At 69.5% G+C, this 25,136-nt stretch carries 28 protein-coding genes and 1 riboswitch; of the genes, 22 read left to right on the forward strand and 6 right to left on the reverse strand.

What is annotated here, in order from left to right:
• Nucleotides 1-177 precede the first annotated feature (177 nt).
• Nucleotides 178-308, forward strand: a riboswitch (cobalamin riboswitch).
• 34 nt (nucleotides 309-342) lie between these two features.
• From ABZ664_RS27590 to ABZ664_RS27615, 6 genes are all read left to right on the forward strand, one after another.
• Entirely contained in the window at nucleotides 343-537 is a 195-nt protein-coding gene (locus ABZ664_RS27590; RefSeq protein ID WP_362515902.1) for a CbtB domain-containing protein, read from the forward strand.
• Between the two features lie 7 nt (nucleotides 538-544).
• Nucleotides 545-1,285, forward strand: a complete 741-nt coding sequence (locus tag ABZ664_RS27595) for a CbtA family protein (protein WP_362515904.1) — start codon at nucleotides 545-547, stop codon at nucleotides 1,283-1,285.
• A complete protein-coding gene (locus ABZ664_RS27600) occupies nucleotides 1,282-1,854 on the forward strand; it encodes a histidine phosphatase family protein (RefSeq protein WP_362515906.1) in 573 nt (190 codons plus the stop codon). Before ABZ664_RS27595 ends, ABZ664_RS27600 begins: the two co-directional genes overlap by 4 nt.
• Nucleotides 1,855-1,918: 64 nt before the next feature.
• Nucleotides 1,919-4,045, forward strand: coding sequence for a VWA domain-containing protein (locus ABZ664_RS27605; RefSeq protein WP_362515908.1), 2,127 nt, complete (start codon nucleotides 1,919-1,921; stop codon nucleotides 4,043-4,045).
• A gap of 113 nt (nucleotides 4,046-4,158) precedes the next feature.
• On the forward strand, nucleotides 4,159-4,761 hold the full coding sequence (gene cobO, locus ABZ664_RS27610; RefSeq protein ID WP_362515910.1) for a cob(I)yrinic acid a,c-diamide adenosyltransferase: 603 nt from the start codon (nucleotides 4,159-4,161) through the stop codon (nucleotides 4,759-4,761).
• Nucleotides 4,755-6,077, forward strand: coding sequence for a cobyrinate a,c-diamide synthase (locus ABZ664_RS27615; RefSeq protein WP_362515912.1), 1,323 nt, complete (start codon nucleotides 4,755-4,757; stop codon nucleotides 6,075-6,077). Before cobO ends, ABZ664_RS27615 begins: the two co-directional genes overlap by 7 nt.
• A 230-nt stretch (nucleotides 6,078-6,307) precedes the next feature.
• Here ABZ664_RS27615 and ABZ664_RS27620 read toward each other — a convergent pair whose 3' ends face one another.
• The 3 genes from ABZ664_RS27620 to ABZ664_RS27630 all read right to left on the reverse strand — a co-directional run bounded on the left by ABZ664_RS27620 (nucleotide 6,308) and on the right by ABZ664_RS27630 (nucleotide 8,812).
• Nucleotides 6,308-7,195, reverse strand: a complete 888-nt coding sequence (locus ABZ664_RS27620) for a serine/threonine-protein kinase (RefSeq protein WP_362515914.1) — start codon at nucleotides 7,193-7,195, stop codon at nucleotides 6,308-6,310.
• A 215-nt stretch (nucleotides 7,196-7,410) separates the two neighbouring features.
• On the reverse strand, nucleotides 7,411-8,205 hold the full coding sequence (locus ABZ664_RS27625; RefSeq protein ID WP_350948302.1) for a serine/threonine-protein kinase: 795 nt from the start codon (nucleotides 8,203-8,205) through the stop codon (nucleotides 7,411-7,413).
• Nucleotides 8,206-8,407: 202 nt separating this feature from the next.
• Complete coding sequence (locus ABZ664_RS27630; RefSeq protein WP_362515917.1) at nucleotides 8,408-8,812, reverse strand: hypothetical protein; 405 nt, start codon at nucleotides 8,810-8,812, stop codon at nucleotides 8,408-8,410.
• 230 nt (nucleotides 8,813-9,042) lie between these two features.
• On the opposite strand from ABZ664_RS27630, the gene ABZ664_RS27635 reads away from it, so the two are divergent.
• The 9 genes from ABZ664_RS27635 to ABZ664_RS27675 all read left to right on the forward strand — a co-directional run bounded on the left by ABZ664_RS27635 (nucleotide 9,043) and on the right by ABZ664_RS27675 (nucleotide 17,681).
• The gene (locus tag ABZ664_RS27635) at nucleotides 9,043-9,252 is read left to right on the forward strand and encodes a ubiquitin-like protein Pup (protein WP_329079325.1); all 210 of its coding nucleotides are present in this window, start codon (nucleotides 9,043-9,045) and stop codon (nucleotides 9,250-9,252) included.
• Nucleotides 9,253-9,760: 508 nt separating this feature from the next.
• The gene (gene prcB, locus ABZ664_RS27640) at nucleotides 9,761-10,579 is read left to right on the forward strand and encodes a proteasome subunit beta (protein ID WP_362516245.1); all 819 of its coding nucleotides are present in this window, start codon (nucleotides 9,761-9,763) and stop codon (nucleotides 10,577-10,579) included.
• A 25-nt stretch (nucleotides 10,580-10,604) separates the two neighbouring features.
• Nucleotides 10,605-11,405, forward strand: a complete 801-nt coding sequence (gene prcA, locus ABZ664_RS27645) for a proteasome subunit alpha (RefSeq protein WP_362516247.1) — start codon at nucleotides 10,605-10,607, stop codon at nucleotides 11,403-11,405.
• Between the two features lie 432 nt (nucleotides 11,406-11,837).
• Nucleotides 11,838-12,467 (forward strand): hypothetical protein, encoded by a 630-nt coding sequence (locus tag ABZ664_RS27650; protein ID WP_362515919.1) that lies wholly within the window; start codon nucleotides 11,838-11,840, stop codon nucleotides 12,465-12,467.
• Between the two features lie 161 nt (nucleotides 12,468-12,628).
• Nucleotides 12,629-13,987, forward strand: coding sequence for a Pup--protein ligase (gene pafA / locus ABZ664_RS27655; RefSeq protein WP_350948306.1), 1,359 nt, complete (start codon nucleotides 12,629-12,631; stop codon nucleotides 13,985-13,987).
• A 95-nt stretch (nucleotides 13,988-14,082) separates the two neighbouring features.
• Nucleotides 14,083-15,039, forward strand: a complete 957-nt coding sequence (locus ABZ664_RS27660) for an FKBP-type peptidyl-prolyl cis-trans isomerase (RefSeq protein ID WP_362515921.1) — start codon at nucleotides 14,083-14,085, stop codon at nucleotides 15,037-15,039.
• A gap of 458 nt (nucleotides 15,040-15,497) precedes the next feature.
• Complete coding sequence (locus tag ABZ664_RS27665) at nucleotides 15,498-16,481, forward strand: MvdC/MvdD family ATP grasp protein (RefSeq protein ID WP_362515923.1); 984 nt, start codon at nucleotides 15,498-15,500, stop codon at nucleotides 16,479-16,481.
• Nucleotides 16,471-17,100 carry a MauE/DoxX family redox-associated membrane protein gene (locus tag ABZ664_RS27670; protein WP_362515925.1) on the forward strand — a complete coding sequence of 210 codons (630 nt, stop codon included), beginning with the start codon at nucleotides 16,471-16,473 and terminating at the stop codon, nucleotides 17,098-17,100. The genes ABZ664_RS27665 and ABZ664_RS27670 overlap by 11 nt, the downstream gene beginning before the upstream one ends.
• Nucleotides 17,097-17,681, forward strand: a complete 585-nt coding sequence (locus ABZ664_RS27675) for a hypothetical protein (RefSeq protein WP_362515928.1) — start codon at nucleotides 17,097-17,099, stop codon at nucleotides 17,679-17,681. The genes ABZ664_RS27670 and ABZ664_RS27675 overlap by 4 nt, the downstream gene beginning before the upstream one ends.
• 197 nt (nucleotides 17,682-17,878) lie before the next feature.
• On the opposite strand, the gene ABZ664_RS27680 is transcribed toward ABZ664_RS27675, so the two are convergent.
• Entirely contained in the window at nucleotides 17,879-18,079 is a 201-nt protein-coding gene (locus ABZ664_RS27680; protein WP_362515932.1) for a hypothetical protein, read from the reverse strand.
• A gap of 293 nt (nucleotides 18,080-18,372) precedes the next feature.
• Between ABZ664_RS27680 and ABZ664_RS27685 the strand changes: the two genes are divergently transcribed.
• On the forward strand, nucleotides 18,373-19,014 hold the full coding sequence (locus ABZ664_RS27685; protein WP_362515934.1) for a transcriptional regulator: 642 nt from the start codon (nucleotides 18,373-18,375) through the stop codon (nucleotides 19,012-19,014).
• 32 nt (nucleotides 19,015-19,046) lie between these two features.
• Nucleotides 19,047-19,523 (forward strand): DUF3291 domain-containing protein, encoded by a 477-nt coding sequence (locus tag ABZ664_RS27690; protein ID WP_362516249.1) that lies wholly within the window; start codon nucleotides 19,047-19,049, stop codon nucleotides 19,521-19,523.
• On the opposite strand, the gene ABZ664_RS27695 is transcribed toward ABZ664_RS27690, so the two are convergent.
• Nucleotides 19,469-20,572, reverse strand: a complete 1,104-nt coding sequence (locus ABZ664_RS27695) for a DUF3866 family protein (protein WP_362515937.1) — start codon at nucleotides 20,570-20,572, stop codon at nucleotides 19,469-19,471. The two genes, ABZ664_RS27690 and ABZ664_RS27695, sit on opposite strands and share 55 nt — an antisense overlap.
• 39 nt (nucleotides 20,573-20,611) lie before the next feature.
• Here ABZ664_RS27695 and ABZ664_RS27700 point away from each other — a divergent pair, with 39 nt between their 5' ends.
• Nucleotides 20,612-21,568 (forward strand): WYL domain-containing protein, encoded by a 957-nt coding sequence (locus ABZ664_RS27700; RefSeq protein ID WP_350948310.1) that lies wholly within the window; start codon nucleotides 20,612-20,614, stop codon nucleotides 21,566-21,568.
• Nucleotides 21,565-22,521 carry a WYL domain-containing protein gene (locus ABZ664_RS27705; RefSeq protein ID WP_362515939.1) on the forward strand — a complete coding sequence of 319 codons (957 nt, stop codon included), beginning with the start codon at nucleotides 21,565-21,567 and terminating at the stop codon, nucleotides 22,519-22,521. Before ABZ664_RS27700 ends, ABZ664_RS27705 begins: the two co-directional genes overlap by 4 nt.
• A 48-nt stretch (nucleotides 22,522-22,569) precedes the next feature.
• Here the strand turns inward: ABZ664_RS27705 and ABZ664_RS27710 are convergent, their stop codons facing one another.
• On the reverse strand, nucleotides 22,570-22,725 hold the full coding sequence (locus ABZ664_RS27710) for a hypothetical protein (protein ID WP_362515941.1): 156 nt from the start codon (nucleotides 22,723-22,725) through the stop codon (nucleotides 22,570-22,572).
• Nucleotides 22,726-22,799: 74 nt separating this feature from the next.
• On the opposite strand from ABZ664_RS27710, the gene tatA reads away from it, so the two are divergent.
• Genes tatA through ABZ664_RS27725 form a run of 3 tightly spaced genes read left to right on the forward strand, consistent with a single transcriptional unit; the run spans nucleotide 22,800 to nucleotide 25,028 of the window.
• Nucleotides 22,800-23,135, forward strand: a complete 336-nt coding sequence (tatA, locus tag ABZ664_RS27715; protein ID WP_362515943.1) for a Sec-independent protein translocase subunit TatA — start codon at nucleotides 22,800-22,802, stop codon at nucleotides 23,133-23,135.
• Between the two features lie 58 nt (nucleotides 23,136-23,193).
• Nucleotides 23,194-24,135 (forward strand): twin-arginine translocase subunit TatC, encoded by a 942-nt coding sequence (gene tatC / locus ABZ664_RS27720; RefSeq protein ID WP_362515947.1) that lies wholly within the window; start codon nucleotides 23,194-23,196, stop codon nucleotides 24,133-24,135.
• Nucleotides 24,136-24,152: 17 nt separating this feature from the next.
• Nucleotides 24,153-25,028 carry a YegS/Rv2252/BmrU family lipid kinase gene (locus tag ABZ664_RS27725; RefSeq protein ID WP_362515949.1) on the forward strand — a complete coding sequence of 292 codons (876 nt, stop codon included), beginning with the start codon at nucleotides 24,153-24,155 and terminating at the stop codon, nucleotides 25,026-25,028.
• Nucleotides 25,029-25,136 lie beyond the last annotated feature (108 nt).

A 25,136-nucleotide genomic window follows, 5' to 3' on the forward strand; every position in this document is an offset into this window, starting at 1 on the left:
CGCGGCCCTGGGGGGCTCGTTTTTGGCGGTGTGCTTCCCCGCCGGGGTGGTGGTGCCGCGCCTCCCGGGGGCGATGTGCGGCCCTGTGGGGGGGGGGGGCCCGGCCGGGCCCACCTCCCCCCTCTTCGTGCCCACCGAATCCTGTTAAACCGGACACCTGGATTGACGGGGGACGGGAAATCGGGATACGTTCCGGGTGCTTTGTGGCGGTGCGAGGGAAATCCGGTGAAATTCCGGTGCGGTCGCGCCACTGTAATCCGGCCCGCGAGGGCCGGGAGCCAGGTCACACTCGGCCGCCACCGACCTACGAAAAGGGACGCGTCAATCCCGGAGGAGGTGGCCGTGAGCCAGATCTCGGCACCGCACACCCAGCCCATCCCATGGCACTCGCTCACCCGCTGGCTGCTCGCCGTACCGGTGCTGCTGCTTCTCGCCTATCTGGTCACCTTCGACCAGGGGGCGATCTCCCAGGCGGGAAACTACCTGCACGAACTCATGCACGACGGGCGTCACCTGCTCGGCGTACCGTGCCACTGAGCCACAGGTGATCTCCAAACTCATCGTCCGGGGCCTCGTCGCCGGACTGCTCGCAGGGCTGCTCGCGGCCGTCTTCGCCTACACCGTCGGCGAACCACGCATCGACCAGGCCATCGCGCTCGAGGAGGCGGCCGCGGCCGCCTCCGGGGCCGAACCACACGACGACACCGGGACCGCCGCCCACTCCCACGACGAGGAGGAGGCCCTCGTCAGCAGGGACGGGCAGCGTTTCGGGCTCTTCCTCGCCCTCGGCCTGTACGGCCTGGCGGTCGGAGGGCTGTTCTCCCTCGTCTACGCGGCCGTACGCGGCCGGGCGGGACCTCGCTCGGAACCGGTGCTCGCGGTCACGCTCGCCGCCGCCGCGTTCACCTCCGTCGTCCTCATCCCTTTCATGAAATATCCCGCCAACCCACCGGCAGTCGGTGACCCGGAGACCATCGACCAGCGCACCGTGCTCTATCTGGTCGCCGTGGTGATCGGGATCCTCGCCGTCGCCGCCGGCACCGCCGCCTACCGCTACGCCTCGCGGAGCGAACCGTGGGTGCGCTGGCTGTCGGCGGGCGCCGCCTTCCTGGTCCCCGTCGTCGCGGCCTGGATCCTCCTGCCGGAGATCTCGGAGGTGCCCCAGGGCTTCCCCGCCGATCTCCTGTGGGACTTCCGGATCGCCTCGATAGGGACCCAGGCGGTCTTCTGGGCCGGTGTCGGCGCGCTGTTCGCCTTCGCCGCCCGCAGGCGCGGCCCGGTGTGACGACCCCCTCGGGGGTCACCCGCCTGCTCCTGGTCTGCCACGCCTCCACCTCGGCGACGGCGCGGGCCGCGTTCCCCGTCGACGAACCACTCGACGAACGCGGCCTGCGCCGGGCCGAGAGGATGGCGCGGTACTTCGGCGGGGCAGACCCCGGTCCCGCGGCCTGCCCGGCCGAGCTGCGCTGCGTCCAGACGGCGGCGGCGCTCGGCCTGCGGGTGGAGCACGACCCGTTGCTCGCCGACTGCGACCACGGCCGCTGGAGTGGCATGACGCTCGGCGAGGTCGAGGCAGCGGAGCCCGAGGCGCTCGCGTCCTGGTTCGGCGATCCGGGCGCGGCGCCCCACGGCGGGGAGTCGATCACCGCGCTCCTCGCCAGGGTTTCCGGCTGGCTCGCCGTCCGTACCCCCGGCAGGGCCGTCGCGATCACCCATCCGGCGGTCATCCGTGCCGCGGTCGTCCACGCCCTCGGTGCCCCCGCCCGGTCCTTCTGGCGCGTCGACGTCGCGCCATTGGCCCGCGTGGCACTCACCGGGCGCGGCGGGCGCTGGCGGCTCAACCACCTCCCCTGACGGCCCGACCACCCGACGACGTGAACGCGATGAACACCCCGGCGACGCGAAGGAGATCCCCAAGGTGCGTAACCCCCGCTATCCCTTCACCGCGATCGTGGGGCTGGAGGACCTGAAACTCGCGCTGATCCTCAACGCGGTCTCCCCCCGCGTCGGGGGAGTACTGGTCAGAGGGGAGAAGGGCACCGCCAAGTCCACGATCGTGCGGGCGCTGGCCGCTCTCCTGCCGCCTGTCGAGGTGGTGACCGGTTGCCGGTTCTCCTGTGACCCCGCCGCCCCCGACCCCGCCTGTCCCGACGGGCCACACGAGGTCCCGGCGGAACCGGCGGCCCGGTCCATCAGGCCCGCCCGCCTGGTCGAGCTGCCCGTCGGCGCCTCCGAGGACCGCCTCGTCGGCTCCCTCGACATCGAGCGTGCCCTCACCGAGGGCGTGAAATCCTTCGAACCCGGTCTCCTCGCGGGCGCCCACCGGGGCGTCCTGTACGTCGACGAGGTCAACCTTCTCCACGACCACCTGGTGGACCTGCTGCTCGACGCCGCGGCCCTCGGCACCTGCTACGTCGAGCGCGAGGGGGTGTCGGTACGGCACGCCGCCCGGTTCCTGCTGGTCGGGACGATGAACCCCGAGGAGGGGGAGCTGCGCCCGCAACTGCTCGACCGCTTCGGGCTGACCGTTGAGGTAAGGGCCTCGCGGGAGGCATCCCAGCGGGCGGAGGTGGTCCGGCGCCGTCTGGCCTTCGAGGCCGACCCCGCCGCGTTCGCCGCCGCCTGGTCGGACGAGGAGCGGGCGCTGGCCGCGCGCATCGCCGAGGCTCGAGCCAGGGTCGCCCAGGTCGTCCTGCCGGAGGCGGCGCTGCTCGGGATCGCCACCGTCTGCGCGGGCTTCGAGGTGGACGGGCTCCGGGCCGACCTGGTCACCGCCGGCGCGGCGATCGCGCACGCCGCCTGGCAGGGCCGCACCTCCGTCACCGCCGACGACGTCCGGGAGGCGGCCAGGCTCGCGCTCCCGCACCGCCGTCGCCGCGACCCCTTCGACGCGCCCGGCCTGGACGAGTCCAGGCTCCAGGATCTCCTGGACAGGATCCCCGACGACCCCGGCCCCGATCCTGACGGTCCCCAGGACCCGGACGACCCCGGCGGCACCGATCCCGGCAGAGGCCGTGAGGGGGGCACGGAGGGAGGCTCGGACCCCGTATCCGACCACGGCTCCGAGGCCGGGGACGCCACCTCGGACGATCCCGGCGGCTTTGGAGGGCACGACGGCGGGGACGGCTCCCCGCACGGGGCCGCGGACGCCCTGGACGCCCCCGTCCCCGAGGCGTGGGAGGCTCAGGCCGCACAACCCCGGGAGCCGTCGGAGACGGCCGGGGGAGCACCGGCCCGCGAACAGATCGTCGACGCCGAGCCCGGGAGCGGGAACAGGCTGTTCACCGTCCCAGGCGTCGGCGCCGGAGCTCCCGGGCGCCGGTCACGCGCCAGGACACCCCTGGGCCGTACCACGGGCGCCAGGGTCCCCGAGGGCCACACCGGTTCCCTTCATCTGCGGGCCACCATCGGCGCCGCCGCCCCGTACCAGGTCGCGCGGGGCAGGAACGGGCCAGGACTGCTGCTGCGCCGCGGCGATCTCAGGGAGGCGGTCCGCGAGGGCCGCGAGGGCAACCTGGTGCTGTTCGTCGTGGACGCGAGCGGTTCCATGGCCGCCAGGCAACGCATGCGCGCGGTCAAGGCAGCGGTGCTCGGCCTGCTCCTCGACGCCTACCAGCGCCGCGACAAGGTCGGGCTCATCACGTTCCGCGGCGCCCGCGCCGACCTGGTACTGCCGCCCACCTCCTCCGTCGAGGCCGGCGCGGCCCGGCTGCGCGAGCTTCCCACCGGAGGCCGGACCCCGCTGGCCGCCGGTCTGCTGCGGGCCGCCGAGGTGCTCAGGGTCGAACGCCTGCGCGATCCGTCCAGACGCCCGCTGGTGGTCCTGGTCACCGACGGGCGGACCACCTCGGGAACCGCCGAGGAGTCCCACCGCGCGGCGGGACTGCTGGCCGGGGTGGCGGGCGTGGTGGTCGACTGCGAGGGCGGGCCCGTGCGCCTCGGCCTCGCCGCCTCCCTGGCGGCGCGGATGGGCGCGGAGACCGTACGCCTCGACGACCTCACCGACCTGGCCGGGATGGTCCGGGAGAGGCGTGGCGCCGCGTGACCGCGAAGGTCCGAGGTCTGTGAGTACGGCGAGGAGGCCGTACCGGATGGACGGTGCCGGATGACAGTGAGCCGGATGACAGTGAACCGGATGACAGTGAGGGGAGGGCGACGATGCCGCAGGGCAGACCCGTCAGCGTGCCCGAGGACGGCCTGACCACCAGACAGCGCCGCACCCGGCCGCTGCTGATCGTGCACACGGGGCCGGGCAAGGGCAAGTCCACCGCGGCCTTCGGCCTGGCCCTGCGCGCCTGGAACCAGGGCTGGCCGATCGGGGTCTTCCAGTTCGTCAAGTCCGCCAAGTGGCGGATCGGAGAGGAGCGGGCGCTGCGGGTGCTCGGCGACTCCGGTGAGGGCGGGGCGGTCTCCTGGCACAAGATGGGCGAGGGCTGGTCCTGGATCCAGCGCCCCGGCAGCGAGGAGGACCACGCCGCCGACGCCCGCGAGGGCTGGGAGCAGATCAGGCGCGACCTCGCCGCCGAGACGTTCCGCCTGTACGTGCTGGATGAGTTCACGTACCCGATGAAGTGGGGCTGGATCGACGTCGAGGAGGTGGTCGAGACCCTGCGCGGGCGCCCCGGTAGCCAGCACGTCGTCGTCACCGGCCGCGACGCCGACCCCCGGCTGCTCGACGCCGCCGACCTCGTCACGGAGATGGGCAAGATCAAGCACCCCATGGACGCCGGGCAGAAGGGACAGAAAGGCATCGAATGGTAGCCAGGATCGTCATCGCGGCCCCCGCCTCAGGAGCGGGTAAGACGACCGTGGCGACCGGCCTGATGGCGGCCCTCGCCCGCCAGGGCATGGCGGTGTCCCCGCACAAGGTGGGGCCCGACTACATCGATCCCGGCTACCACGCCATGGCCACCGGCCGCCCCGGACGCAACCTCGACCCCTTCCTGACGGGAGAGGACCTTGTCGCCCCACTGTTCCTGCACGGCGCGGCAGGGGCGGACATCGCGGTCGTCGAGGGCGTGATGGGCCTGTACGACGGCGCGGGCTCCACCGAGTTCGCCTCCACCGCTCACGTCGCCAGGCTGCTCGGGGCCCCGGTGGTCCTGGTCGTGGACGCCGCCAGGCAGAGCCGCTCCGTCGCGGCGCTGGTGCACGGGTTCGCCTCCTACGACACCCGGATCAGGCTCGGCGGGGTGATCCTCAACCGGATCGGCTCCGAGCGGCACGAGGCCGTCTGCCGCGAGGCGCTCGCCGAGAGCGGCGTCCCGGTGCTCGGGGCGATCCGCCGCAGCGACGCCGTCACCACCCCCTCCAGGCACCTGGGCCTGGTTCCCGCCGCCGAGCGCCGAACCCAGGCCGCCGGTGCCCTGGACACCGTCGCGGACCTGGTAGCCGCCTCCTGCGACCTGGAGGAACTCCTGCGCCTCGCCCGCGGGGCGCCGCCGCTGCCCGCCGTCCCGTGGACTCCCGGACCGCCCGCCGCTCCCGTCACGAGGATCGCGGTCGCCGGAGGGCGGGCGTTCACCTTCGGCTACACCGAGCAGGCCGAGCTGCTGGCGGCGGCGGGAGCCGAGATCGTCCCCTTCGACCCGCTCGTCGACGAGGCCCTCCCGGAGGGGACTCGCGGGATCGTGATCGGAGGTGGTTTCCCTGAGGTTCACGCGGCCGAGCTGTCGGCCAACGAGCCGCTGCGCGATCAGGTCGCCGCGTTCGAGGGGCCGATCTCGGCCGAGTGCGCGGGCCTGCTGTATCTCTCCAGGAGGCTGGACGGCAGGCCGATGTGCGGGCTCCTCGACGTCGAGGCCAGGATGACCGGCACCCTCACCCTCGGCTATCGCGACGCGGTGGCCGTCCGCGACTCGCCGCTCACCAGGAACGGCGAGCGCTACCGGGGCCACGAGTTCCACCGCACCGCGGTCGAGCCCGTCCCCGACCGGCCGCTGTTCCGCTGGCGTGGTGGCGCCGACGGGTTCGCCGACGGCCGGATCACCGCCTCCTACCTGCACCTGCACTGGGCCGGCAGTCCCCACCTGGCCTCCAGGTTCGTCGAGGCCTGCCGCCGGGTCCCGGCCGTCTGACACCCCCCTCGGCTCGAGCCGGTTCGTGAGCCGGAAATTCCGGCATCCGGCCTTCCCTTCATTTCCACCGGCCTTTATCTGTCGGCCTCGGCCACGGCCTTGTGTCCATTTATTCGAGAAGCGTGCTCCGCCGGACGGCCCGATTTCGCGAAACCCGGGGTCGCCCGGCGGAAGAAGAGGCCAAGGACGCTTTTCCCTGTCTCGAACATCCGGTGAAACGCCGCGGGATCCTAGGCGAAGGCGTCCGGTGGCAGCCTGGCCGCGGGCAGCCGTGGTGGGGCCAGAGCCACCCCCTCGGTGTGGAGGATCGCCGACAGCATGCGGCCGGCCTGTCCCATGCTGATGCGGGCAGCCGGGTCGCGCCGGAGCAGCCCTTCCAGGACGGGCCACAGCACTCCCGCCGGTGTCGCCGGATCCTCGTACCCGCCGCCCACAGGAAGGCGCTGCGCAGGCGTGCGGGAGGTGGGGCGCGGAGGACGGCCCTCCACCGCGAAGTACAGGCTCGCACCGAGTGACCACAGGTCGCTCGCCGGGGTCGGTGGGCTGCCCCGCAGCCGCTCCGGCGCGACGAAGGAGGGAACATGGACGAACGGTAGGGTCGTGGAGTCGCCCGGATCGCCCTGCAGCGCCGCGATGCCGAAGTCGGCCAGCACCACCCGGTCGCCGGTGAGCAGGATGTTGCGCGGGTTGATGTCCCGATGCAGGACACCCGCCCCGTGCGCGTGGCGCAGCCCGCCCAGCAACTGGAAGCCGATCCACGCCGCCCAGTGGATCGGCAGGCGGCCCAGGTGCCGCACGGTCTCCTTGAGTGTGAGGGCCTCCAGCAACTCCATGACGATCCAGAGCCGCCCGCCCTCCTCAAGCAGGTCGTGCACGGAGATCACCGCCGGGTGGTTCAGCCTCCCGGCCGAGCGCGCCTCGCGCAGGGCCCACCGCCGTGCGTCGTGCATGTCCATCCCGTCCTCGGTGAACCGAGGCTGGATCTCCTTGATCGCCACATTCCGCCTGAGCAGGGAGTCGTGGGCCCGCCACATCGTGCCCACACCGTCCCGCCCGATAGGCGAGGCCAGGTGATAGCGATCACCCAGTAAGCGTGCCTTCCTCGCACCTGTTCCCATGAATCACCTGCTGCACATAGAAGCCGGGCACCTCAGCTGATTCATATTTCCATCTGGAACGATGCACTGGGTGATTACCTAGGGTGATTCTCTGTAACGATTTAGGTGCGCGGGCTTTATGTCGTTTTATTTCACGTCCGTAAAGCCCGTTTGCGGATTCGGGAAAACCGTTCCCGAGGGTGGTGAAAGCGTTTCGGAAACGTTCGTGAACGGCCTCAGGCCGCGCTGAAGCAACGCACGTCCTCAAGCATCTTCGAGGTCCGTTCGGCGCTCAGCCGCGCTCGCGGGTCCTTGCGCAGCAGCCCGCGCAGCACCGGCTCCAGGGCGCCCGCCCGCTTCGGCGCGCGCGGCGGTTCGCGCAGGGCCGCGACCAGCGCCGCCATCGAGTTCACCGTGCGGAACGGGGTCCTGCCCTCCACCGCCATGTACAGCGTCGCGCCGAACGACCACATGTCCGCCTCGCGGGTGCCGCCCCTGCCCTGCAGCGCCTCCGGCGCGATGAAGGCCGGGGTGCCCCGGGTCGAGGTCGTCGCCGCCCCCTCCGGCGCGGCGAAGCCGAAGTCGGCCAGCACCACGCGATCACCGGTCAGCATGATGTTGGCGGGTTTGATGTCGCGGTGGATCACCCCGCCGTCGTGCGCGTGCCGCAACGCCTCCAGCAGGCGGCAGCCCATCGCCGCCACAAGATCCACCGGGAGCGGGCCCGCCTGCACGAGCGTGTCGTGCAGCGTCAGCGCCTCCAGGAACTCCATGACGATCCAGAGCCGCTCGGACTCCTCGGTGAGGTTGTGCACCGTCACGATGCCCCGGTGGCTCAGCCGCGCCGCCATGCGAGCCTCCCTGACCACCCGCCGCCGCTGCTCGGCCGCGGCGGGCCCGGGTGGCAGAAGTATCTCCTTGAGGGCCACCTCTCGCTCCAGAAGCAGGTCGTATGCACGCCAGACGACACCGGTCGCCCCCTGTCCGACGCGTGAGACGAGCTTGTACCTGCGCGCGATGATGGTGCTCACCCCCCAATGATCGCAGTTTTCGGTCGCGAAGACCTACCTGGAACGTTCCCGATCTCCCTCGGGGCGGCGAATTCGCCTGGATCCGGTGAGTGATGATGCTCACACAAGCCGATGCGGGGCCACGGGACGCTCGTGCGCGGTCGCGGAGGCAGCGGCGGAGATCGAGGTGCCGCCGGGAGCGTCGCCGCGGGTTCGTGGAGGTTCAGAGGAGACCGATCCCCAGCATCAGCGTGCCCGCACCCAGTGCCACCCCGCCTGCGGGGACCAGCCAGATCAGCCGGTTCGGCTTCGTGTCGGAGGGGCGTACGACGGACAGGAAGAAGCCCAGGGGCATCAGGATCGGCGCCGCCACGATCAGGATCCGCGTCAGGTCCTTCAGGCCGCCGGGCAGATCCGCGTGGTCGACGTAGAGCAGGGCGACGAGCGCGAAGAGCACCAGGACGCCCGCGTGTGCGTGGCCGGCCCGCCACAGGCCGCGCCGCACCGGGTTGTCCATGTAGCCGGGGATGCCGCGCATGATGTGCGCGAGCAGGGAGACCCCGCCGAAGGCCACGGCGGGCACGGTGATGAGGAGCGTTCCGGCTGTGCTCAGCGACGACGGTGACATGGGCCCCTCTTCTTTGGATAGTGGTGCTATCCGATTATTGGATAGACTTGCTATCCAGTCAAGGTGGGTGGATTTCGCCTCATGTCCACCAGGAGGAGGTCTCCTGACGGGCAGGAGCTCGGCGCGGCCCGTACGGGCTCCCGCAAAGATCGCGGGATGATCCGCGCGCAATGTCGCCCGGTTCGGGGAAGATATGAATCAGATCCGTCCCCCAGGTGGAGGTGCCACACATGGCAAGCAAGGACACCGGCGGCCAGAAGCAGACCGGCCGGACCGACAAGGAAGTCGAGGAGACCGCCCCGGCGGAGACCTCCGACGTTCAGGAGCGTCACGAGAAGCTCTCCGATGACGTCGACGCGATTCTCGACGAGATCGACGAGGTGCTGGAGGAGAACGCAGAGGAGTTCGTGAGGAGTTACGTGCAGAAGGGCGGACAGTAGGTTCGTCCGCTGGAGTCAAAGGTCAGAGGTGAGGACGGATCCGGCGGAGAGTCGGAGGACCCGTTCTGACCGCGGGCCCGGCTCGGCTCCCGCCGGGCCCGGCTGGCGGGTGACGTGCGGCCGCACCCCGCCGGGAGCGCCCTGGTGGGTGCTCCGCCTCCGATCGCCGCGAACACGCTGAGCCGACCAGGGGAGACCCCTCCGGGAATGCTCCCGGAGGGAATCGAGAGCCGTTCCACGGCCACCGCCCCGCCTCCCACGCGGGCCGGGCGGGCCTTCGCCGTTTTCGCGACCCCGTCGTGTTCGCCGTGCCCCGGGGAGGATCGGCGCGAGATCCGGTGACCGGAGCCGATCATCCGTAAAGATTCAAAAGCCCGGCGGAGTGTGGTTCGCGCTGAGCTGATCCAGGGAAGTGCAAGCAACACGGCAAGATGAGTAAGGTCGGGCCTTAAAGGACCGCACCTTTGGAGGGAGTCGCGTGGGATCTCACAGGGACCTGCCCGCCGGCATGGTGAATCACATCTTTACCGACACCGGGAGCTCCTCGTTCACCGAGTTCGTCAGGTCCCATTCGCCGGACTTGCTGCCTGGCCGTAACGAGGTCCTGGCGACCTCGGTGGGCGATCGCATCCCGCACGCCACCACGATCGTCGCGGCGATGTGCGCCGGCGGCGTGGTGATCGCGGGAGACCGCCGGGCGACCTCCGGCAACATCATCTCCCAGCGTGACATGGAGAAGGTGTTCCGCACCGACGACCACTCGGGCCTGGGCATCGCGGGGACGGCGAGCACGGGCATCGAGATGGCCCGCCTCTACCGGGTGGAGCTCGAACACTACGAGAAGCGCGAGGGCCGCACGCTCTCGGTGACGGGCAAGGCCAACCGGCTCGCCACGATGATCCGCGGCAACCTGCCGATGGCGATGCAGGGGCTCGTGGTCGTCCCGCTCTTCGCCGCCTACGACCCCGATGTCGACGGTGGCCGCATCTTCAGCTACGACGTGGGCGGCGGTCCCTACGAACAGCACCACTACCACTCGATCGGATCCGGTTCGATCTTCGCGCGAGGCGCTCTGAAGAAGCTCTACCGCGAGGGTGCCTCCCCCGAGGAGACCGTGCTGATGCTGATCCACGCACTCTACGACGCGGCCGACGACGACTCGGCGACCGGCGGCCCCGACGTCACCCGCAAGATCTGGCCCGTCGTCGCGGTGATCACCGCCGACGGATACCGCCGGCTTCCCGACGAGGAGGTCGGAGAGCTCGTCCGGGTCGTGGTCGAATCCCGGGCCGACCACCCCGACGGCCCCACCGCCCCGCTGCGCTAACACGAGAGGATCACCCCAGGTGTCCATGCCTTTTGGATATGTCTCGCCCGAGCAGCAGATGCGGGACAAGGCGGATTACGCGCGCAAGGGGATCGCGCGGGGCCGTAGCGTCGTCGTCCTGCAGTACGAGGACGGCATCCTGTTCGTCGCTCCCAACCCGTCCCGCGCTCTGCACAAGATCAGTGAGATCTACGACAAGATCGGGTTCGCCGCGGTCGGCCGCTACAACGAGTTCGAGGCCCTGCGCCTCGGCGGCATCCGATACGCCGACATCAACGGCTACACCTACGCTCGCGACGACGTCACCGCCCGTGGCCTGGCCAACCTCTACGCGCAGAACCTCGGCCAGATCTTCACCGAGTCGCTGAAGCCGTTCGAGGTGGAGATCGTGGTCGCCGAGGTCGGCGACTCCTCCGACGAGGACCACATCTACCGGCTGACCTTCGACGGCTCGGTCTTCGACGAGGCGGGGCTGGTGGCCATGGGCGGCCAGGCCGAGACGGTGGCGGCCCGCCTCAAGGAGCGCTACCGCGACGGCCTGTCGCTGACCGAGGCGCTGGAGGCGGCGTTGTTCGCGCTGACCGAGCCGGGAGGCGAGCGCTTCCCCGCGAACCAGCTGGAGGTGGCGGTGCTCGACCGCAACCGCCCGCACCGCAAGTTCCTGCGGCTCAACGGCCCCAGGCTGGAGCGACTGCTGGCCGAAGGTGCTCCCGCGGCCGAGCCGGCCGCCAAGACAGGAGGGGAGAACCCCCTCTCCGCACCCGAGACGCCAGGCGCCCCGCCGACCGCGCCCGACGGCGACATCGACACCGGATCCAGCGGCTGACCGCGTCCGCGGGCGACGCCGGTGCCGCGCCGGGTGGTCTGACCGCACGGCGCGGGGGTGCCGTCCTCCAAGGGACGGCACCCCCGCGCCGGAAGGCAGGTCTTCTCCTGCGGGACGCCTGAGAACGGTGGCGGCACGGCACTCCCGCGCCGGACGGTCGGTCACCGGCACGCCGTGGTCCGCGCCGTCAAAGAGGTCGCGAAAAAGCACGACTCGGGCAAGTGGCGCGCCGGCGCCGGACGACCCGGGCGACAGCCCGCGACATCGGTGTTCCGCCTCGCCGGGGGTGGCGTTCCCGGCGGAGCGGGGACGGTGAGAGCGGAGTGTCGCTGTGATGTGTCCTGGATCACATCGTCTCCGGACAACCGGCCCCGCCCCACGGTGGTCACACTCCGTGTGAACAACACCTCCCGGACCGGATCCGCCCTCCGTATGACCGCCCTCGCGGCTCCTCGACGGCCCGGTGTGGCGCTGGCTCTGCTCGCGGCCGTGGCGCTGGCGTCCGGCTGCGCCGCGGAGTCCGCCTCCGCACCTCTGCCGGTCGCGTCCTCCTCCGCGCCCGCTCCCTCGACGAGCGCGCCGACCCCCACCCCAGGCTCCACCGCGGCCGTCCCCGAGCTCTTCGGTACCGAGTTCCAGGCGGCTCCGGAACACGACTGGAGCAAGGGGCGTCCGCCGCCCTTCGAGGGCGTCCTGAGGGGCTGGCTCACCGACGTGGACGACAACGGGGTGGCCGAGTACCGGCCGATCCGCTTCGTCCAGCGCGGTGGCGAGGACGGTCACTTCGACGGTCCCGAGGAAGGCGACGTGGTCCGCTACCTGGCGCCCATCGCCGAGGACGTGAAGTTTCTCGCCGACAGCGGCTGCGAGGGCACGACACAGACCTACGACAAGGCCACCAACCTCGGCACCGAGAGCTGCACCCGTCAGACGTTGATCGACAACGTCAGGGAGGCAGCCTCGCTGACCGGAGTCGAGGGCCTCTACCGGCCGGCCCTGATCACCACGGAGAACGGCAGGATCACCAAGGTTGTCGAGATCTTCTGGCAGGGCGGAGGCTGATCGAGGCCGTCGATCCCGGCGCCTTCGCACCACTCGCGCCCGGCGGGAACCGGGCGCGGGCCGTGTCCGCGCTTAGCCGCTCACAGCCTGGGGCATAAGCCGTACGACCGAAAACCCCATGATCCCTCCCGCGAGAGGGGTTCGGCGAATAGTGTGAGGCAATGGATCGTCGCATCTTCGGGCTTGAGAACGAGTACGGCGTCACCTGCACGTTCAGGGGGCAGCGGCGGCTGTCACCCGACGAGGTAGCGCGTTATCTATTCCGCCGTGTCGTCTCCTGGGGCCGATCGAGCAACGTCTTCCTTCGCAACGGGGCGCGCCTGTATCTGGACGTGGGGAGCCACCCCGAGTACGCCACCCCCGAGTGTGACAACGTCGTGGAGCTCGTCACCCACGACAAGGCGGGCGAGCGCATTCTGGAGGGTCTCCTCGTCGACGCCGAGAAACGCCTCCGGGAGGAGGGGATCGCCGGCGACATCTACCTGTTCAAGAACAACACCGACTCCGCGGGCAACTCCTACGGCTGCCACGAGAACTATCTGGTCGGCCGGCACGGCGAGTTCGGCCGCCTGGCGGACGTGCTCATCCCGTTCCTGGTCACCCGGCAGATCATCTGCGGGGCGGGCAAGGTGCTGCAGACCCCGCGTGGAGCGGTCTACTGCGTCTCCCAGCGGGCCGAGCACATCTGGGAGGGCGTCTCCAGCGCCACCACCCGGTCGCGTCCGATCATCAACACCCGCGACGAGCCGCACGCCGACGCCGAGCGGTTCCGCCGCCTGCACGTCATCGTCGGCGACTCGAACATGAGCGAGACGACCATGCTGCTCAAGGTCGGCGCGACCGACCTGGTGCTCCGCATGATCGAGGCGGGCACCGTGATGCGAGACCTGTCCCTGGAGAACCCGATCCGGGCCATCAGGGAGGTCTCCCACGACATGACCGGGCGGCGGCGGGTGCGGCTGGCCAACGGCCGGGAGGCGTCCTCGCTGGAGATCCAGGAGGAATACCTCTCCAAGGCCCGTGACTTCGTCGACCGCCGCGGCGGCGACGAGGTCAGCCACCGGGTGCTGGAGTTGTGGGAGCGTACGCTCAACGCGGTCGAGACCGGCAGCCTCGACAAGGTCGCCCGCGAGATCGACTGGGTGACCAAATACCAGCTGATCGAGCGCTACCGCCAGAAGTACGACCTGCCGCTGTCGAGCCCCAGGGTGGCTCAGCTTGACCTCGCCTACCACGACGTGCACCGCCGCCGTGGCCTGTTCTACCTGCTGCAGAAGCGCGGTGCGGTGGAGCGGGTGGCCTCCGATCTGAAGATCTTCGAGGCCAAGTCGGTGCCGCCGCAGACCACCCGGGCCCGGCTGCGCGGTGAGTTCATCCGCAAGGCGCAGGAGAAGCGCCGCGACTTCACCGTCGACTGGGTGCACCTGAAGCTCAACGACCAGGCGCAGCGCACCGTGCTGTGCAAGGACCCCTTCCGTAGCGTCGACGAGAGGGTGGACAAGCTCATCGCCGGAATGTGACGGTCATACTTCGGCAAGCTCGTCCCGGCCTTACCTCCTCCGTACGCCGGGACGGGTAATGTGGCGCCAACCTGACGTCTGCTTGAGGGATACCTATGCGCCGCCGCAGCATGGCCGTACTGGCCGCAGTGCCTTTGATATTCGCCGCAGCATGCGGCTCCGACGGGGGCGCGGCCACCGGCGCCTCCAGTTCCGCCAGCAGCGCCGGCGGGGTCACCGAGCTGCAGGTGACCGGGCAGGCGGGCGCCAAGCCGACCGTCGCGTTCCCGCCGAAGGTCGTCGAGACCTCCTCCTACAAGGTGCTCACCCCCGGCACCACGGGGGAGGCCGCCAAGCCCGGCGCCAGCGTCATCGCCAACTTCACCGTCTTCACCTGGGACGGCAAGGAGAACAAGCTCGCCGGCTCGACCTACGACGAGGGCGGGCCGCAGGTCATCACGCTCAACGAGCAGGTCCCGGAGATCCTCCGTAAGGGCTTCGCCGAGACCAAGGGCGGCGGCAGGTTCATGTCGGTCGTCGCCAAGGACGCGCTGCCCGCCGAGCAGCAGGCACAGGCCCCTCCCGGCCAGTCGCAGGTCTTCGTGGTCGACGTCGTGGGCGTCCCCCAGGAGAAGGCCGCCAAGGGCACCGCGACCGACCCCGGTCTCGACGGTGTCAAGGTGGAGAACCCGGCCGGAGACGCCGCGCCGAAGCTCACCACCAAGACCAAGAAGAAGGCTCCCAAGGAGCTCGTCGCCAAGACCGTGATCCAGGGCACGGGCCCCGAGGTCAAGTCCGGCCAGTCGATCCTGGTCCAGTACGCCGGGAAGATCTGGGGATCGGACGTCGAGTTCGACAGCAGCTGGTCCCGCGGCGCCCAGCCGATCATGTTCCAGATCGGCACCGGCAAGGTCATCAAGGGCTGGGACCAGGGGCTGGTCGGTGTTCCGATCGGCAGCCGGGTGCTGCTGAGCATCCCGCCGGACCTCGGTTACGGCAAGGAGGGCTCCGGCGAGAAGATCAAGGGCACCGACACCCTGGTCTTCCTGGTCGACGTGCTGGGCGCCTACTGACGATTACACCGGTCGGCCATCGCGCCGAGGTGAACTTTCGTCCCTAAGCCCGGCCGTGCCAGCGCACGGCCGGGCTTCACGCTTCCCGGATCACTCCTGCGGATTCGGGATCGCCGGTTCAGGAGCATGCTCTCCGGCCGCTGAAGGATTTTCTAGCGGAGCGCTGGGGGCGGGACCGCCCTCGCCCCGGAAAGTCAGGGCGCGTCCCTGGCCGGTACCCCGGTCGCTCGTCGGCATTGCTGGGCCTACCTCGCGCGACAGGGGCGAAATCGCATATCGCGAAACAGCGGCGTGCCTGCCGAATCAAATTTTCGGTGTTAATGGGGTGGCATGATCGCTCATTCTGATCGTATAGTCGCATAAATGATCGTGTTTATCGTGGCATGCCATCGTTCTCCGGGAGGGGCTCTTGCTGGCAGTGGTGGGCGAGTGACTCTGCGTTGATTCGGCAGATTCTGGTGTTCACGAACAGAAATGACGCGCACAGCGACATCATCATCGGCAGGCTGAACGAGATCCGTCAAAGCGTGGTTAGGCTGAACACCGATGACGTTCCTCAGAAAACGCTGATTGAGCTTCGCCTGGATTCGGAGAGCTGGACCGGTGGTATTCGGCTTGGTGGTGGGCGGGTCGTCGAGCTCTCCGAATTGAAATCCGCCCTGGTCCGGCGGCCGGAGGGTTATGTCTTTCCGCACCATCTGGACTCGGTTTCACGGAGATTCGCCGACGCGGAGACCCGGCATACCATGGGAGGGCTGTGGGAGTCGGTTGACTGCTACTGGATGAGCCGGCCAGACGTGATCCGCGCGGCCAGTTGGAAGCCCGAGCAGCTGCAGAGGGCGGCACGCATGGGCTTCGAGGTGCCACGCACGCTCATAGCGACCGATCCCGACGCGGTCCGTGAATTCCATGAGGCCTGTTCCGGCCGGATCGTCTTCAAGAGCATGACCGGCCCTACGGCGCTTGCCTCGGCCGCGAGGGCCGGGGAGAGCCCGCAGGAGGTCGACTTCGCGGTGCGGGTTGTCACAGAGGAGGATCTGTCCCGCCTTGAGGCGATAAGGATAAGCCCCTGCCTCTTCCAGGAGCACATTCCCAAGAGCTACGAGATACGGGCCACGGTCATCGGCGATGAGATCTTCGCGGCCGAGATCCATTCCCAGGAGTCTCCCGAGACCAGTGTGGACTTCAGGCAGGCGAGGATAACGATCCCCTACCGCAGGGCCGTGCTCCCGGAGAGCGTGGAGACCCGCTGCCTGGAGTTCGTGCACAGCTACGGACTCACTTTTGGTGCGCTCGACCTCGTCGTCACCCCGGACGGCAGGTTCGTGTTCCTGGAGAACAATCCGGTCGGACAGTTCATGTTCGTCGAGAGAAAGGTGCCCGAGTTGCGTATGACCGACGCTCTGGTGGCGTGCCTGGCCCGCGGGACCGGTGCCCTTTGACGCCCTGCTCCAGAAGCTGGCCCCCGCGAAGCGGTCGGGGATCACGGACGTGAATGTGCTCTCCGACCCCTATGTGTTCCTGTTCTGCCGTGTTCTTACAAGCCTGGTCTTCGCCGTCTCGCTCGTCGGCAAAGTGGCTGACATCACGTCGTTCCGCGCCGCCATCCGGTCGCTGGTGCCGATCCGCGGGAACGCCGTGTGGCTGGTGCTGTGCCTGGTGTTCCTGGCGGAACTGAGCGTCGTCGTGCTCATGCTGATCGCCGGAGACCTCCTGGTTCTCGGGTTCGCGCTGGCGGCGCTCCTGTTGGGGGCCTTCACGACCGCTCTGGTGGTCTCCCTCGCGCAGGGCAGGAAGGTTTCGTGCAACTGCTTCGGCAAGAGCAAGGAGCAGGTCACAGGGTTCGACGTGGCGCGAAACACGATCCTGATCATCGTCGCCGCGCTTTCCGCGCTCTTTCTGGCGGGCTCGCCGGCCCCTCGTGCCGGATTCGAGCCTCTGGAACTCCTCACGGTCACGGTGATGAGCGGGACGACCCTCGCGTTCCTTCTTCACCTTCGCGACGTCTCGCTCGTCGTCTTTCCCCGCTCCGCACCGAAAGACAGGGAGGAGAGGGCTTGAGTACCGAGACCCTCGTCTTGCTGCTGTGGATCGCCGTGTTCGCCAACTCCTTCCTGCTCTTCCGGGTGATCAGGAAGCTCAGGCCGTTGTTCGATCCCCCGAAGGAGCTTCCGGAGATCCCCTCCCTCCCGCTGGACGCTCCCGCGCCTCCGTTCGACGCCGAATCGATAGATGGTGCGATCCTCTCCCTCGGGGACTTGGCCGAGTCGTCCGTCGCCCTGGTCTTCGTCTCGCAGGACTGCGCGGGCTGCCGTGCGCATTTTCCGAACCTGGAGAAGATAAACCGGATCGCGAAGGTCTCGGGGACGAGGATGGTCCTGGTCGGATTCACCGATTCGTTCTCCCCGCGTGAGGCCCGCGACGTCCTCAGGGCCAGGCACCAGATCACCGCGGACATCGTGATCGTCGCGCGCAAGCACGTGCTGCGCCGTCTGTACAACCCACGGGGGGCGACGCCCTTTTTCTACCATGTCGAGGACGGCGTGGTCCGAAGGAAAGGAGCGCTCGACACGGAGAACTGGGCGGAGATGGTCAAGTACTGGCAGGCCCTGGCCAGGAGTCAGGGGAGTGCGGGCCGGTAGCCGTGACCCGGGACACGAACGCGCCCGATCGCTCGCCGGCCTGAACCGGTGGGAAACGATCGGGCGCGTTCTGCTCGCTTGGTCACCGCATCGTGGTGGTCACGGTGGTGAACGGCGGCCGGTCAACGTCGAGCGTCTGCCGGAGAATCCGGCGCCAAATTCTTCGACGTTAAAGGTTCTCTTGAAAGAGCAGTAAATCAGCACCAGTCGCCGAAGAAAACGTCAAAACACTGGTACCAGCTGAAGTTGCTGTTCGAGCAGAGACAGATCTCGGCCTGCTCATTCGACCGCCCAACCCAAAGCTGCTGCTCCTCGTCGTACTCTCCCGTGATTGTGGGAGGGTCGAGAACCTGCTGTGCGCCAGAGGAGACTGTGTTGAGGGCGAAAGGAATTTCCAATTGTCACTCCTCGTTTGAGGCTGGCAAGCAAACGGATTTAGTGTTACATGGCCGATCCATGTCGTGCAAGGAGGTCGCATGTCCTAAACAGGACGGCGCTGATTTTCTGAAAAATAAGATCCCTTTTTGGGTATGCCGAAAATGTTTCATATTAGCGCTGGGTTGATGGAAGTGTGCGGAGAGTGTTTGATTTTGGGATTACGCTTCCATCAAGTCGGTCCGGGGGTTTCCCGAGTACGGGGTGCGGGATGCGCCGGATTTCTCCCCGAAATCCGCGGCCTATAATCCGGGCTGTGAGTGGCGACGATCTCGACACGGTGGCGATACTGCACGACCCGGTGCGCCGGGCCGTCTACGACTACGTGGCCTTCCAGCGCCACGACGTGGGACGCAACGAGGCGGCAGAGGCGGTAGGGGTGCAGCGAACCCTGGCCGCCTTCCACCTCGACAGGCTCGTCGAGGTGGGCCTGCTCGAGAGCGGGTTCCGGCGGCTGACGGAGCGGACGGGGCCCGGCAGCGGCAGGCCGGCGAAGGTCTATCGCAGGGCGCGGGGGGAGTGGCAGGTCAACGTGCCCGCCAGGGACTATCGCACCCTCGCCCTGGTGCTGGCGGAGGCGGTCGAGTCGCTCGGCGGGGACGAGAGGGCCGAGCAGGTCGCCCGGCGCGCGGGGGCCCGGTTCGCCGACGAGGGGGAGGACCTCGCCGGTGTGCTGAGGCGACGCGGATACGAGCCCTACGAGGAGGACGGCCGGGTGCGGCTGCGCAACTGCCCGTTCCACGTGCCCGCCGAGGAGCATCCGCTGCTGGTCTGCTCGGTGAACCTGGGGCTGTGCCGCGGGATGCTCGACGCGCTCGGACAGGACGCCTCGACAGCCAGGCTGGACCCGCGTCCCGGGGAGTGCTGCGTCGCTTTTTCTAAAAATAATGAAGATTGACATAGAAAGGCCGCAGATGATCTGCTGTGTCCATGCACCTGGCCCAGCTGAACATCGCCCACATGCGCGCGCCCAAGGACTCCCCCGAACTCGCCTCCTTCATGGCGGGCCTCGACCCCCTCAACCGGCTCGCCGAGGCCGACCCCGGCTTCGTGTGGCGCCTCAAGGGGGGTGACGGCCCCGAGGACACGGTCGAGCACATATACGGCGACCACCTGCTGATCAACTACTCCGTGTGGCGGTCGCGTGACGCGCTATGGAGTTACGTCTACCGCAGCGACCACCTGGCGTTCCTGCAGCGGCGCAGGGAGTGGTTCCTGCGCATCGCGGAGCCGTACTCGGTGATGTGGTGGATCCCCGAGGGGTACGAGCCGACCCTTCCCGAGGGGATGGAGCGCCTGGAGAGGCTGAGGGCCGAAGGCCCCACGCTCGAGGCCTTCACCTTTAAAAACTTCTACGACAGCAGCGAGGCGGCGTGGCGCCCGGCGGCGGCCGAGGCGAGGAAGTAGGCGAGGTCCTCGTCCAGCCCCCGGCCCATCGTCGACAGGCGCACCGGAGATCCCTGGAGCGCCTCGTACAGACCCTCCACCGGCACCTCGACCAACTCGTGGCGGGCGGCGAGCGGGCGTGACTGCTCGGCAACCCGCCTGCCGAAGTCGCCGGGCAGCACGGGTACGGCGATGTGGGCCGGGGCCAGCGCCACCCGGCCGTAGGCGGTGAGCGAGTGATGCGAGACCCCGATGTGGCGCTCGCGCAGATCGCCCTCGCTGACCCGCAGCGCCGCCACAGGGCGGCCCCCCAGGACGGCGGCGGCGTTGACCGCCTCGCCGGCCGAGACTCCGGAGAAACCCCAGCGGGTGCCGCTGCCCAGGTTGCCGGGCCCCTGGGTGACGATCGCGACGTCGGCGTCCAGGACGTGTTTGGCCGCCAGCAGGCCCGTGTGCGGGGTCACCGCCTCCACGTCGCCGCCGAACGCCTGGCCCACGGTGACGACCCCGCACAGCCAGCCGGTCTCCCGCAGTCGTGCGCACGACATGGAGAACCAGGCGGGCAGCGCGCCCCCGTCGAGCATCACGTAGGCGACCCTGAGAGATCGTCCGCGCTCAGAGTCGCTTTCGCCAGGCTCCGGGGGGTTCTGGCCGTACAGGCCGCAGAGGATCGCGGGCAGGGCCGAGTGCAGGTCGGCGACGATCACCGGCATGCCGTCAACGGAGTCCGCGTCGCGCAGGACCTCGTGGAAGGGCGAATCCTGCTCGTCCGCGCCGAGGACGGTGGCCTGCAACGGGGTGTAGCGTGCCTTCACCAGGTGTCCGGGGCCTTGAGGATCTTGCGGCAAACGGTCGGGAACAGCGACCACCATGGCGTAGCCTCCCGTACCGAGACCCATCGCGAGCGCGGTCGTGTTGAGCAGCACCACGTCACCGGGCTCGGGACGTCCCACCAGGGCCGGGTAGGCGAGCGCGCGCGCCTCACCGTCCTCGGTGGTCACGTCGAGTTCCACCGCCCCCGGCCATTCGCGCCGGATCCGTACGACCTCGCCCCTGCGCCATCTGATCACGGGGGAAGGGTAGCGTCACTCGAACAGGAAGGAGGCCGGATGTCGCGCCGGAAGACCGAGCGGCTGCTCAATCTCGTGATCTGCCTGCTGGCCACGCGGCGGCCGCTCAGTGCCGAGCACATCCGCCAGGCGGTGCCTGGCTACGACGCCGACAACGACGAGGCCTTCCAGCGGATGTTCGAGCGGGACAAGAACGAACTGCGGGAGATAGGCATCCCGATCGAGGTCCACAAGGACCCCTGGGAGGAGGATCCGGGATATCGGATCGTCCGCTCGGCGTACGAGCTGCCGGAGATCACCCTGGAGCCCGACGAGGCCGCCGTGGTCGGCCTGGCGGCGCAGGTGTGGCAGCGGGCCAGCCTGGCCGAGGCGGCCAGCGGGGCCCTGCTGAAGCTGCGCGCGGGGGGCGTGCAGACCGACGAGGCCCACGGGGTGCTCGGCGGTGCGCTGGAGCTGCGCGTCGACACCCAGGACCCGTCCTTCCCCGCGCTGTGGGAGGCCGTGCGCGACCGGCGCGCGGTCCGCTTCGCCTACCGGGCGGCGGCCAGCCAGAACGTGCTGACCCGCACGGTGGAGCCGTGGGGCGTCGTCAGCCGCCGGGGCCGCTGGTACATGGTCGGCCACGACCGCGACCGGGAGGCGCCGAGGGTCTTCCGGCTCAGCCGCATCAGCGGGCCGGTCACCACCCTCGGCCGCCCGGGTTCGGTGGTGGTGCCCGAGGACGTCGACATCAAGTCCATGGTCGTCTACAGCGACGCAGCCGTTCGTGAGCGCACCGCCCTCATCCGGGTCAGGCGGGACACCTGCCAGGGGCTGCGCCAGGTGGCGAAGGCGGTGCGGCCCGCAGGTGAGGACTGGGACGAGTTGGACGTCGACTTCACCGACCCGGGCAGGCTGGCCGGATGGATCGTGGGTTTCGCCGCGGACGCGGAGGTCGTCGGCCCCCCGGACGCCCGTGACGCGGTCATCTGCCGCCTGAAGGGAGCTCTCGCGTGAGCACGGCCGACCGCCTGCCCAGGCTGCTCGCACTGGTGCCCTACCTGATGTCGCACCCCGGGGCCCAGGTCCCCGAGGTCGCGAAGATCTTCGGGCTGAGCGAGAAGCAGCTCATCGACGACCTGCAGCTGGTGTGGATGTGCGGACTGCCCGGCCACACCCCCGGCGACCTGATCGACGTGTCGTGGGACGGCGGGGAGATCGTCATCGACAACGCCGAGACCATCGCCCGCCCGCTGCGGCTGGGCGTGGACGAGGCCAGTGCCCTGCTGGTCGCCCTGCGCCTGCTCGCGGAGATGCCGGAGTTCGGGGAGCGCGACGCGCTGGCCCGGGTCATCGCCAAGTTCGAGCAGGCCTCGGGAGAGGGCGCTGCGGCGGTCAGCAGCCAGGTCGCGGTGGAGGTCGACGCCGCGCCCGACGCGCTGCCCGTCGTCAACGAGGCGCTGCGGCGCGGCAGACGGCTGTCGCTGCGCTACTACGTGCCGGGACGCGACGAGATCACCCCGCGTGAGGTCGACCCGATGCGTCTGGTCGTCGTGGACGGCCGCCCCTACCTGTCGGGCTGGTGTTACCGGGCCGAGGCGGTCCGGCTGTTCCGGCTGGACCGGATGCTCTCCGTCGACGTGCTCGACGTGCCCGCCGACCCGCCTGCGGACGCCGTGGCCGACGAGGTGACGCCCGGGGTGTTCCGGCCCTCGCCGACCGACGAGCTGGTGGAGCTCGAACTGACCCCCGCGGGCCGCTGGGTCGCCGAGTACTACCCGTGCGAGCGGGTCACCGAGCTCGGCGAGGGCCGCGTGCGGGTGGCACTGCGAGCCAGGGACCAGGGCTGGCTGGTACGCCTGGCGCTGCGCCTCGGGGACACCGGCAGGGTGGTCTCTCCCGCCTCGCTGGATGAGAGTGTCCGGGCCGCGGCCACCGCCGCGCTGAATCGTTATGAGTCGCTTTCCTGACGCACGGAGCCGGAGTCTCCCGACATGAGCTGGATCATCGCCGCGGTCTCACTCGCCTTCGGAGGGCTTGCCCTGCTGGGGTTCCTCGCCGTTCGCGTGCTGCGCGCGGCCACCGCGCTGGGCCGCGAGGTCGATCGCACGGAGGGCAGGCTGGAACCCGTCCGGGTCCTGTTCGGTGAGCGTACGGCGACTGTACGGGGACAAAGGGATGAGTCTATCGTTGAGGGAGCGTACGATCGAAGACAGAGACTGCACGTCGCCCGGCGTAAGGATGTGTAATGCCCAACCTCGGACCCACTGAGCTGATCATCATCGGCCTGATCCTGGTGCTGCTCTTCGGTGCCAAGAAGCTGCCGGAAGCCGCCCGCGGGCTCGGCCGGTCGCTGCGCATCTTCAAGTCGGAGACCGCCAAGCTCCGCGACGAGGACGACACGGAGACCGCGACCGCCACGGTCGTCCAGGCCCAGCCCCAGCCCGCCGCCCCGGCTCCGCAGCCGATCCCCGCGGCGACCCAGCCCCCGGCCCCCGCGCTGAGCGTCGAGGAGGAGGCCCGCCGGCTCGAGGAGCAGGCCGCCCGGCTGCGTGCCCAGGCCGGAGCGTCCAAGCAGCAGTGATCGGCGGTAGCCTGAAGATCTACCCCCATCACTCGACTCGTCACCCCAGGATTCGCGAATGGCGCTGCTGAAATGGCCCAAATCGGGCCGGAACGGGGCGGCACCGTCGCCCGCCGAGGCGGGCGACGGTCGCATGCCGCTCATGGAGCACCTGCGCGAGCTGCGTAACCGGCTGGTCATCGCCCTGCTCGGCCTGGTGGCCGGCACCATCGTCGGTTTCGTCTTCTTCGACCCGATCTGGGAGTTCGTGTCGGCTCCCTACTGCGGGCTCCCGCAGGCGCAGGAACTGCGGTCCGGGGAGTGCACGATGCTCATCCTCGGCGTCTTCGACTCCTTCTTCGTGAACCTCAAGGTCGCGGCGATGTTCGGCCTCGTGGTCTCCTCGCCGATCTGGCTGTGGCAGATCTGGGGTTTCGTCACCCCCGGCCTGTACCGCAACGAGAAGCGCTACTCGTTCCTGTTCATGGCGCTGGCCGTCCCGCTGTTCCTCGCGGGCTCGGCCCTGGCCTACTTCGTGATGGACAAGGGCCTGTCGATCCTGCTGAGCTTCGCTCCGCCGGGGACGGTGGTCGGCCTCACGATCGACGAGTATCTCAGCTACGCGCTGATCATGATCATCGTGTTCGGTATCTCCTTCGAGTTGCCGCTGCTCATGGTGTTCCTGAACATCATCGGGGTGCTGCCGCGCTCGCTGGTGGCCAAGCACCGCCGCATGGTCATCTTCCTCATGTTCGTCTTCGCCGCCCTGGCCACCCCGAGCACCGACCCGTTCTCGATGATTGCCCTGGCTATCCCGATGGTGCTGCTGTTCGGCCTGGCCGAGGGGTTCATGTATCTCAGGGAGAAGAGACAGCGGTCCAAGGGCGAGGACTTCTCCCACCTCTCCGACGACGAGGCCTCCTCGCTCGACGACGACGTCTCGCCCGTTGGTGCCGTGACCCCCGTCGACGATCCGGCTCCTATCGATTCGAGAACGACCGACACCGATCCCGGCAAATAGCGGATAAGTTCCGGTCTGTGCCCGCAGAGATCGCAGTCCTCGTCAATCCCGCCGCCCGCGGCGGCCGTTCGCGGGGGCTGCTCTCCCCGGTGCTCGACCGCCTGCGGCAGGGCGGGCGCGAGGTCTCGGTGATCCTCGGAGAGTCCGCCTCCGACGCACTGGAACGCGCCTGCACGGCCGTCGCCGAGGAGCCGGAGGCGCTGGTGGCCTTCGGCGGCGACGGCCTGGTCCACCTCGCCGTCCAGGCGGTCGCGGGCAGCGGCGTGCCGCTGGGCGTCATCCCCGTGGGCACGGGCAACGACATCGCCGCCGCGCTCGGCATCCCCCTGAAGGCGCCGCTCGCCGCGGCCGACACCGTGTTGCGCGGGCGGGTGCGCACGGTCGACGCCGTGAAGGCGGGCGAGGACGAGTGGTTCGCCGGAGTGCTGGCCTGTGGCTTCGACTCCCGGGTCAACGAGCGGGCCAACAGCATGACCTGGCCGCCGGGTATGGCCAGATACCTCGTCGCCCTCGCCGAGGAGCTGCGCTCCTTTCGGCCCATCCCGTTCAGGATCGGCCTGGACGATGAGATCGTCGAGCGTGAGGCGATGCTTGTCGCGGTCGGCAACACCCGTTCCTACGGCGCGGGCATGCGCGTGTGTCCCGGCGCGATCCCCGACGACGGCCTGCTGGACGTGACGATCCTCGGGGCCATCCCCAAGATGGAGTTCCTGCGCACCTTCCCCCGCGTCTACCGGGGCTCCCACGGCGCCCATCCCGCCGTCACCATGCTCCGCGCCCGCCGGGTGACCCTGGAGGCCCCGGGAGTGATCGCCTACGCCGACGGCGAGCGGGTCGGCCCCACCCCGCTGACATGCGAGATCGTCCCCGGCGCGCTGGCGGTCCTCGTCTAGGGTCGCCGGCGTACGTCGGCGGTCCGTCCGGCGCCGCCCGGACGGCCCGCCGGGGCGGCCCTCGCGATCGACGGGATCCGGGGAGAAGGGGGACGGGCCGGAATCCCG

The organism is Streptosporangium sp. NPDC006930 (assembly GCF_040635605.1).
Taxonomy (GTDB): Bacteria; Actinomycetota; Actinomycetes; order Streptosporangiales; family Streptosporangiaceae; genus Streptosporangium.

Coding starts and splice junctions, on each gene's coding strand:
- prcA (WP_362516247.1), top strand. CDS start 10,605: ATGCCTTTTGGATATGTCTCGCCCGAGCAGCAGATGCGGGACAAGGCG.
- ABZ664_RS27690 (WP_362516249.1), top strand. CDS start 19,047: ATGCACCTGGCCCAGCTGAACATCGCCCACATGCGCGCGCCCAAGGAC.
- pafA (WP_350948306.1), top strand. CDS start 12,629: ATGGATCGTCGCATCTTCGGGCTTGAGAACGAGTACGGCGTCACCTGC.
- prcB (WP_362516245.1), top strand. CDS start 9,761: ATGGTGAATCACATCTTTACCGACACCGGGAGCTCCTCGTTCACCGAG.
- tatC (WP_362515947.1), top strand. CDS start 23,194: ATGGCGCTGCTGAAATGGCCCAAATCGGGCCGGAACGGGGCGGCACCG.
- ABZ664_RS27635 (WP_329079325.1), top strand. CDS start 9,043: ATGGCAAGCAAGGACACCGGCGGCCAGAAGCAGACCGGCCGGACCGAC.
- cobO (WP_362515910.1), top strand. CDS start 4,159: ATGCCGCAGGGCAGACCCGTCAGCGTGCCCGAGGACGGCCTGACCACC.
- ABZ664_RS27700 (WP_350948310.1), top strand. CDS start 20,612: ATGTCGCGCCGGAAGACCGAGCGGCTGCTCAATCTCGTGATCTGCCTG.
- tatA (WP_362515943.1), top strand. CDS start 22,800: ATGCCCAACCTCGGACCCACTGAGCTGATCATCATCGGCCTGATCCTG.
- ABZ664_RS27630 (WP_362515917.1), bottom strand. CDS start 8,812: ATGTCACCGTCGTCGCTGAGCACAGCCGGAACGCTCCTCATCACCGTG.
- ABZ664_RS27620 (WP_362515914.1), bottom strand. CDS start 7,195: ATGGGAACAGGTGCGAGGAAGGCACGCTTACTGGGTGATCGCTATCAC.
- ABZ664_RS27660 (WP_362515921.1), top strand. CDS start 14,083: ATGCGCCGCCGCAGCATGGCCGTACTGGCCGCAGTGCCTTTGATATTC.
- ABZ664_RS27615 (WP_362515912.1), top strand. CDS start 4,755: ATGGTAGCCAGGATCGTCATCGCGGCCCCCGCCTCAGGAGCGGGTAAG.
- ABZ664_RS27650 (WP_362515919.1), top strand. CDS start 11,838: ATGACCGCCCTCGCGGCTCCTCGACGGCCCGGTGTGGCGCTGGCTCTG.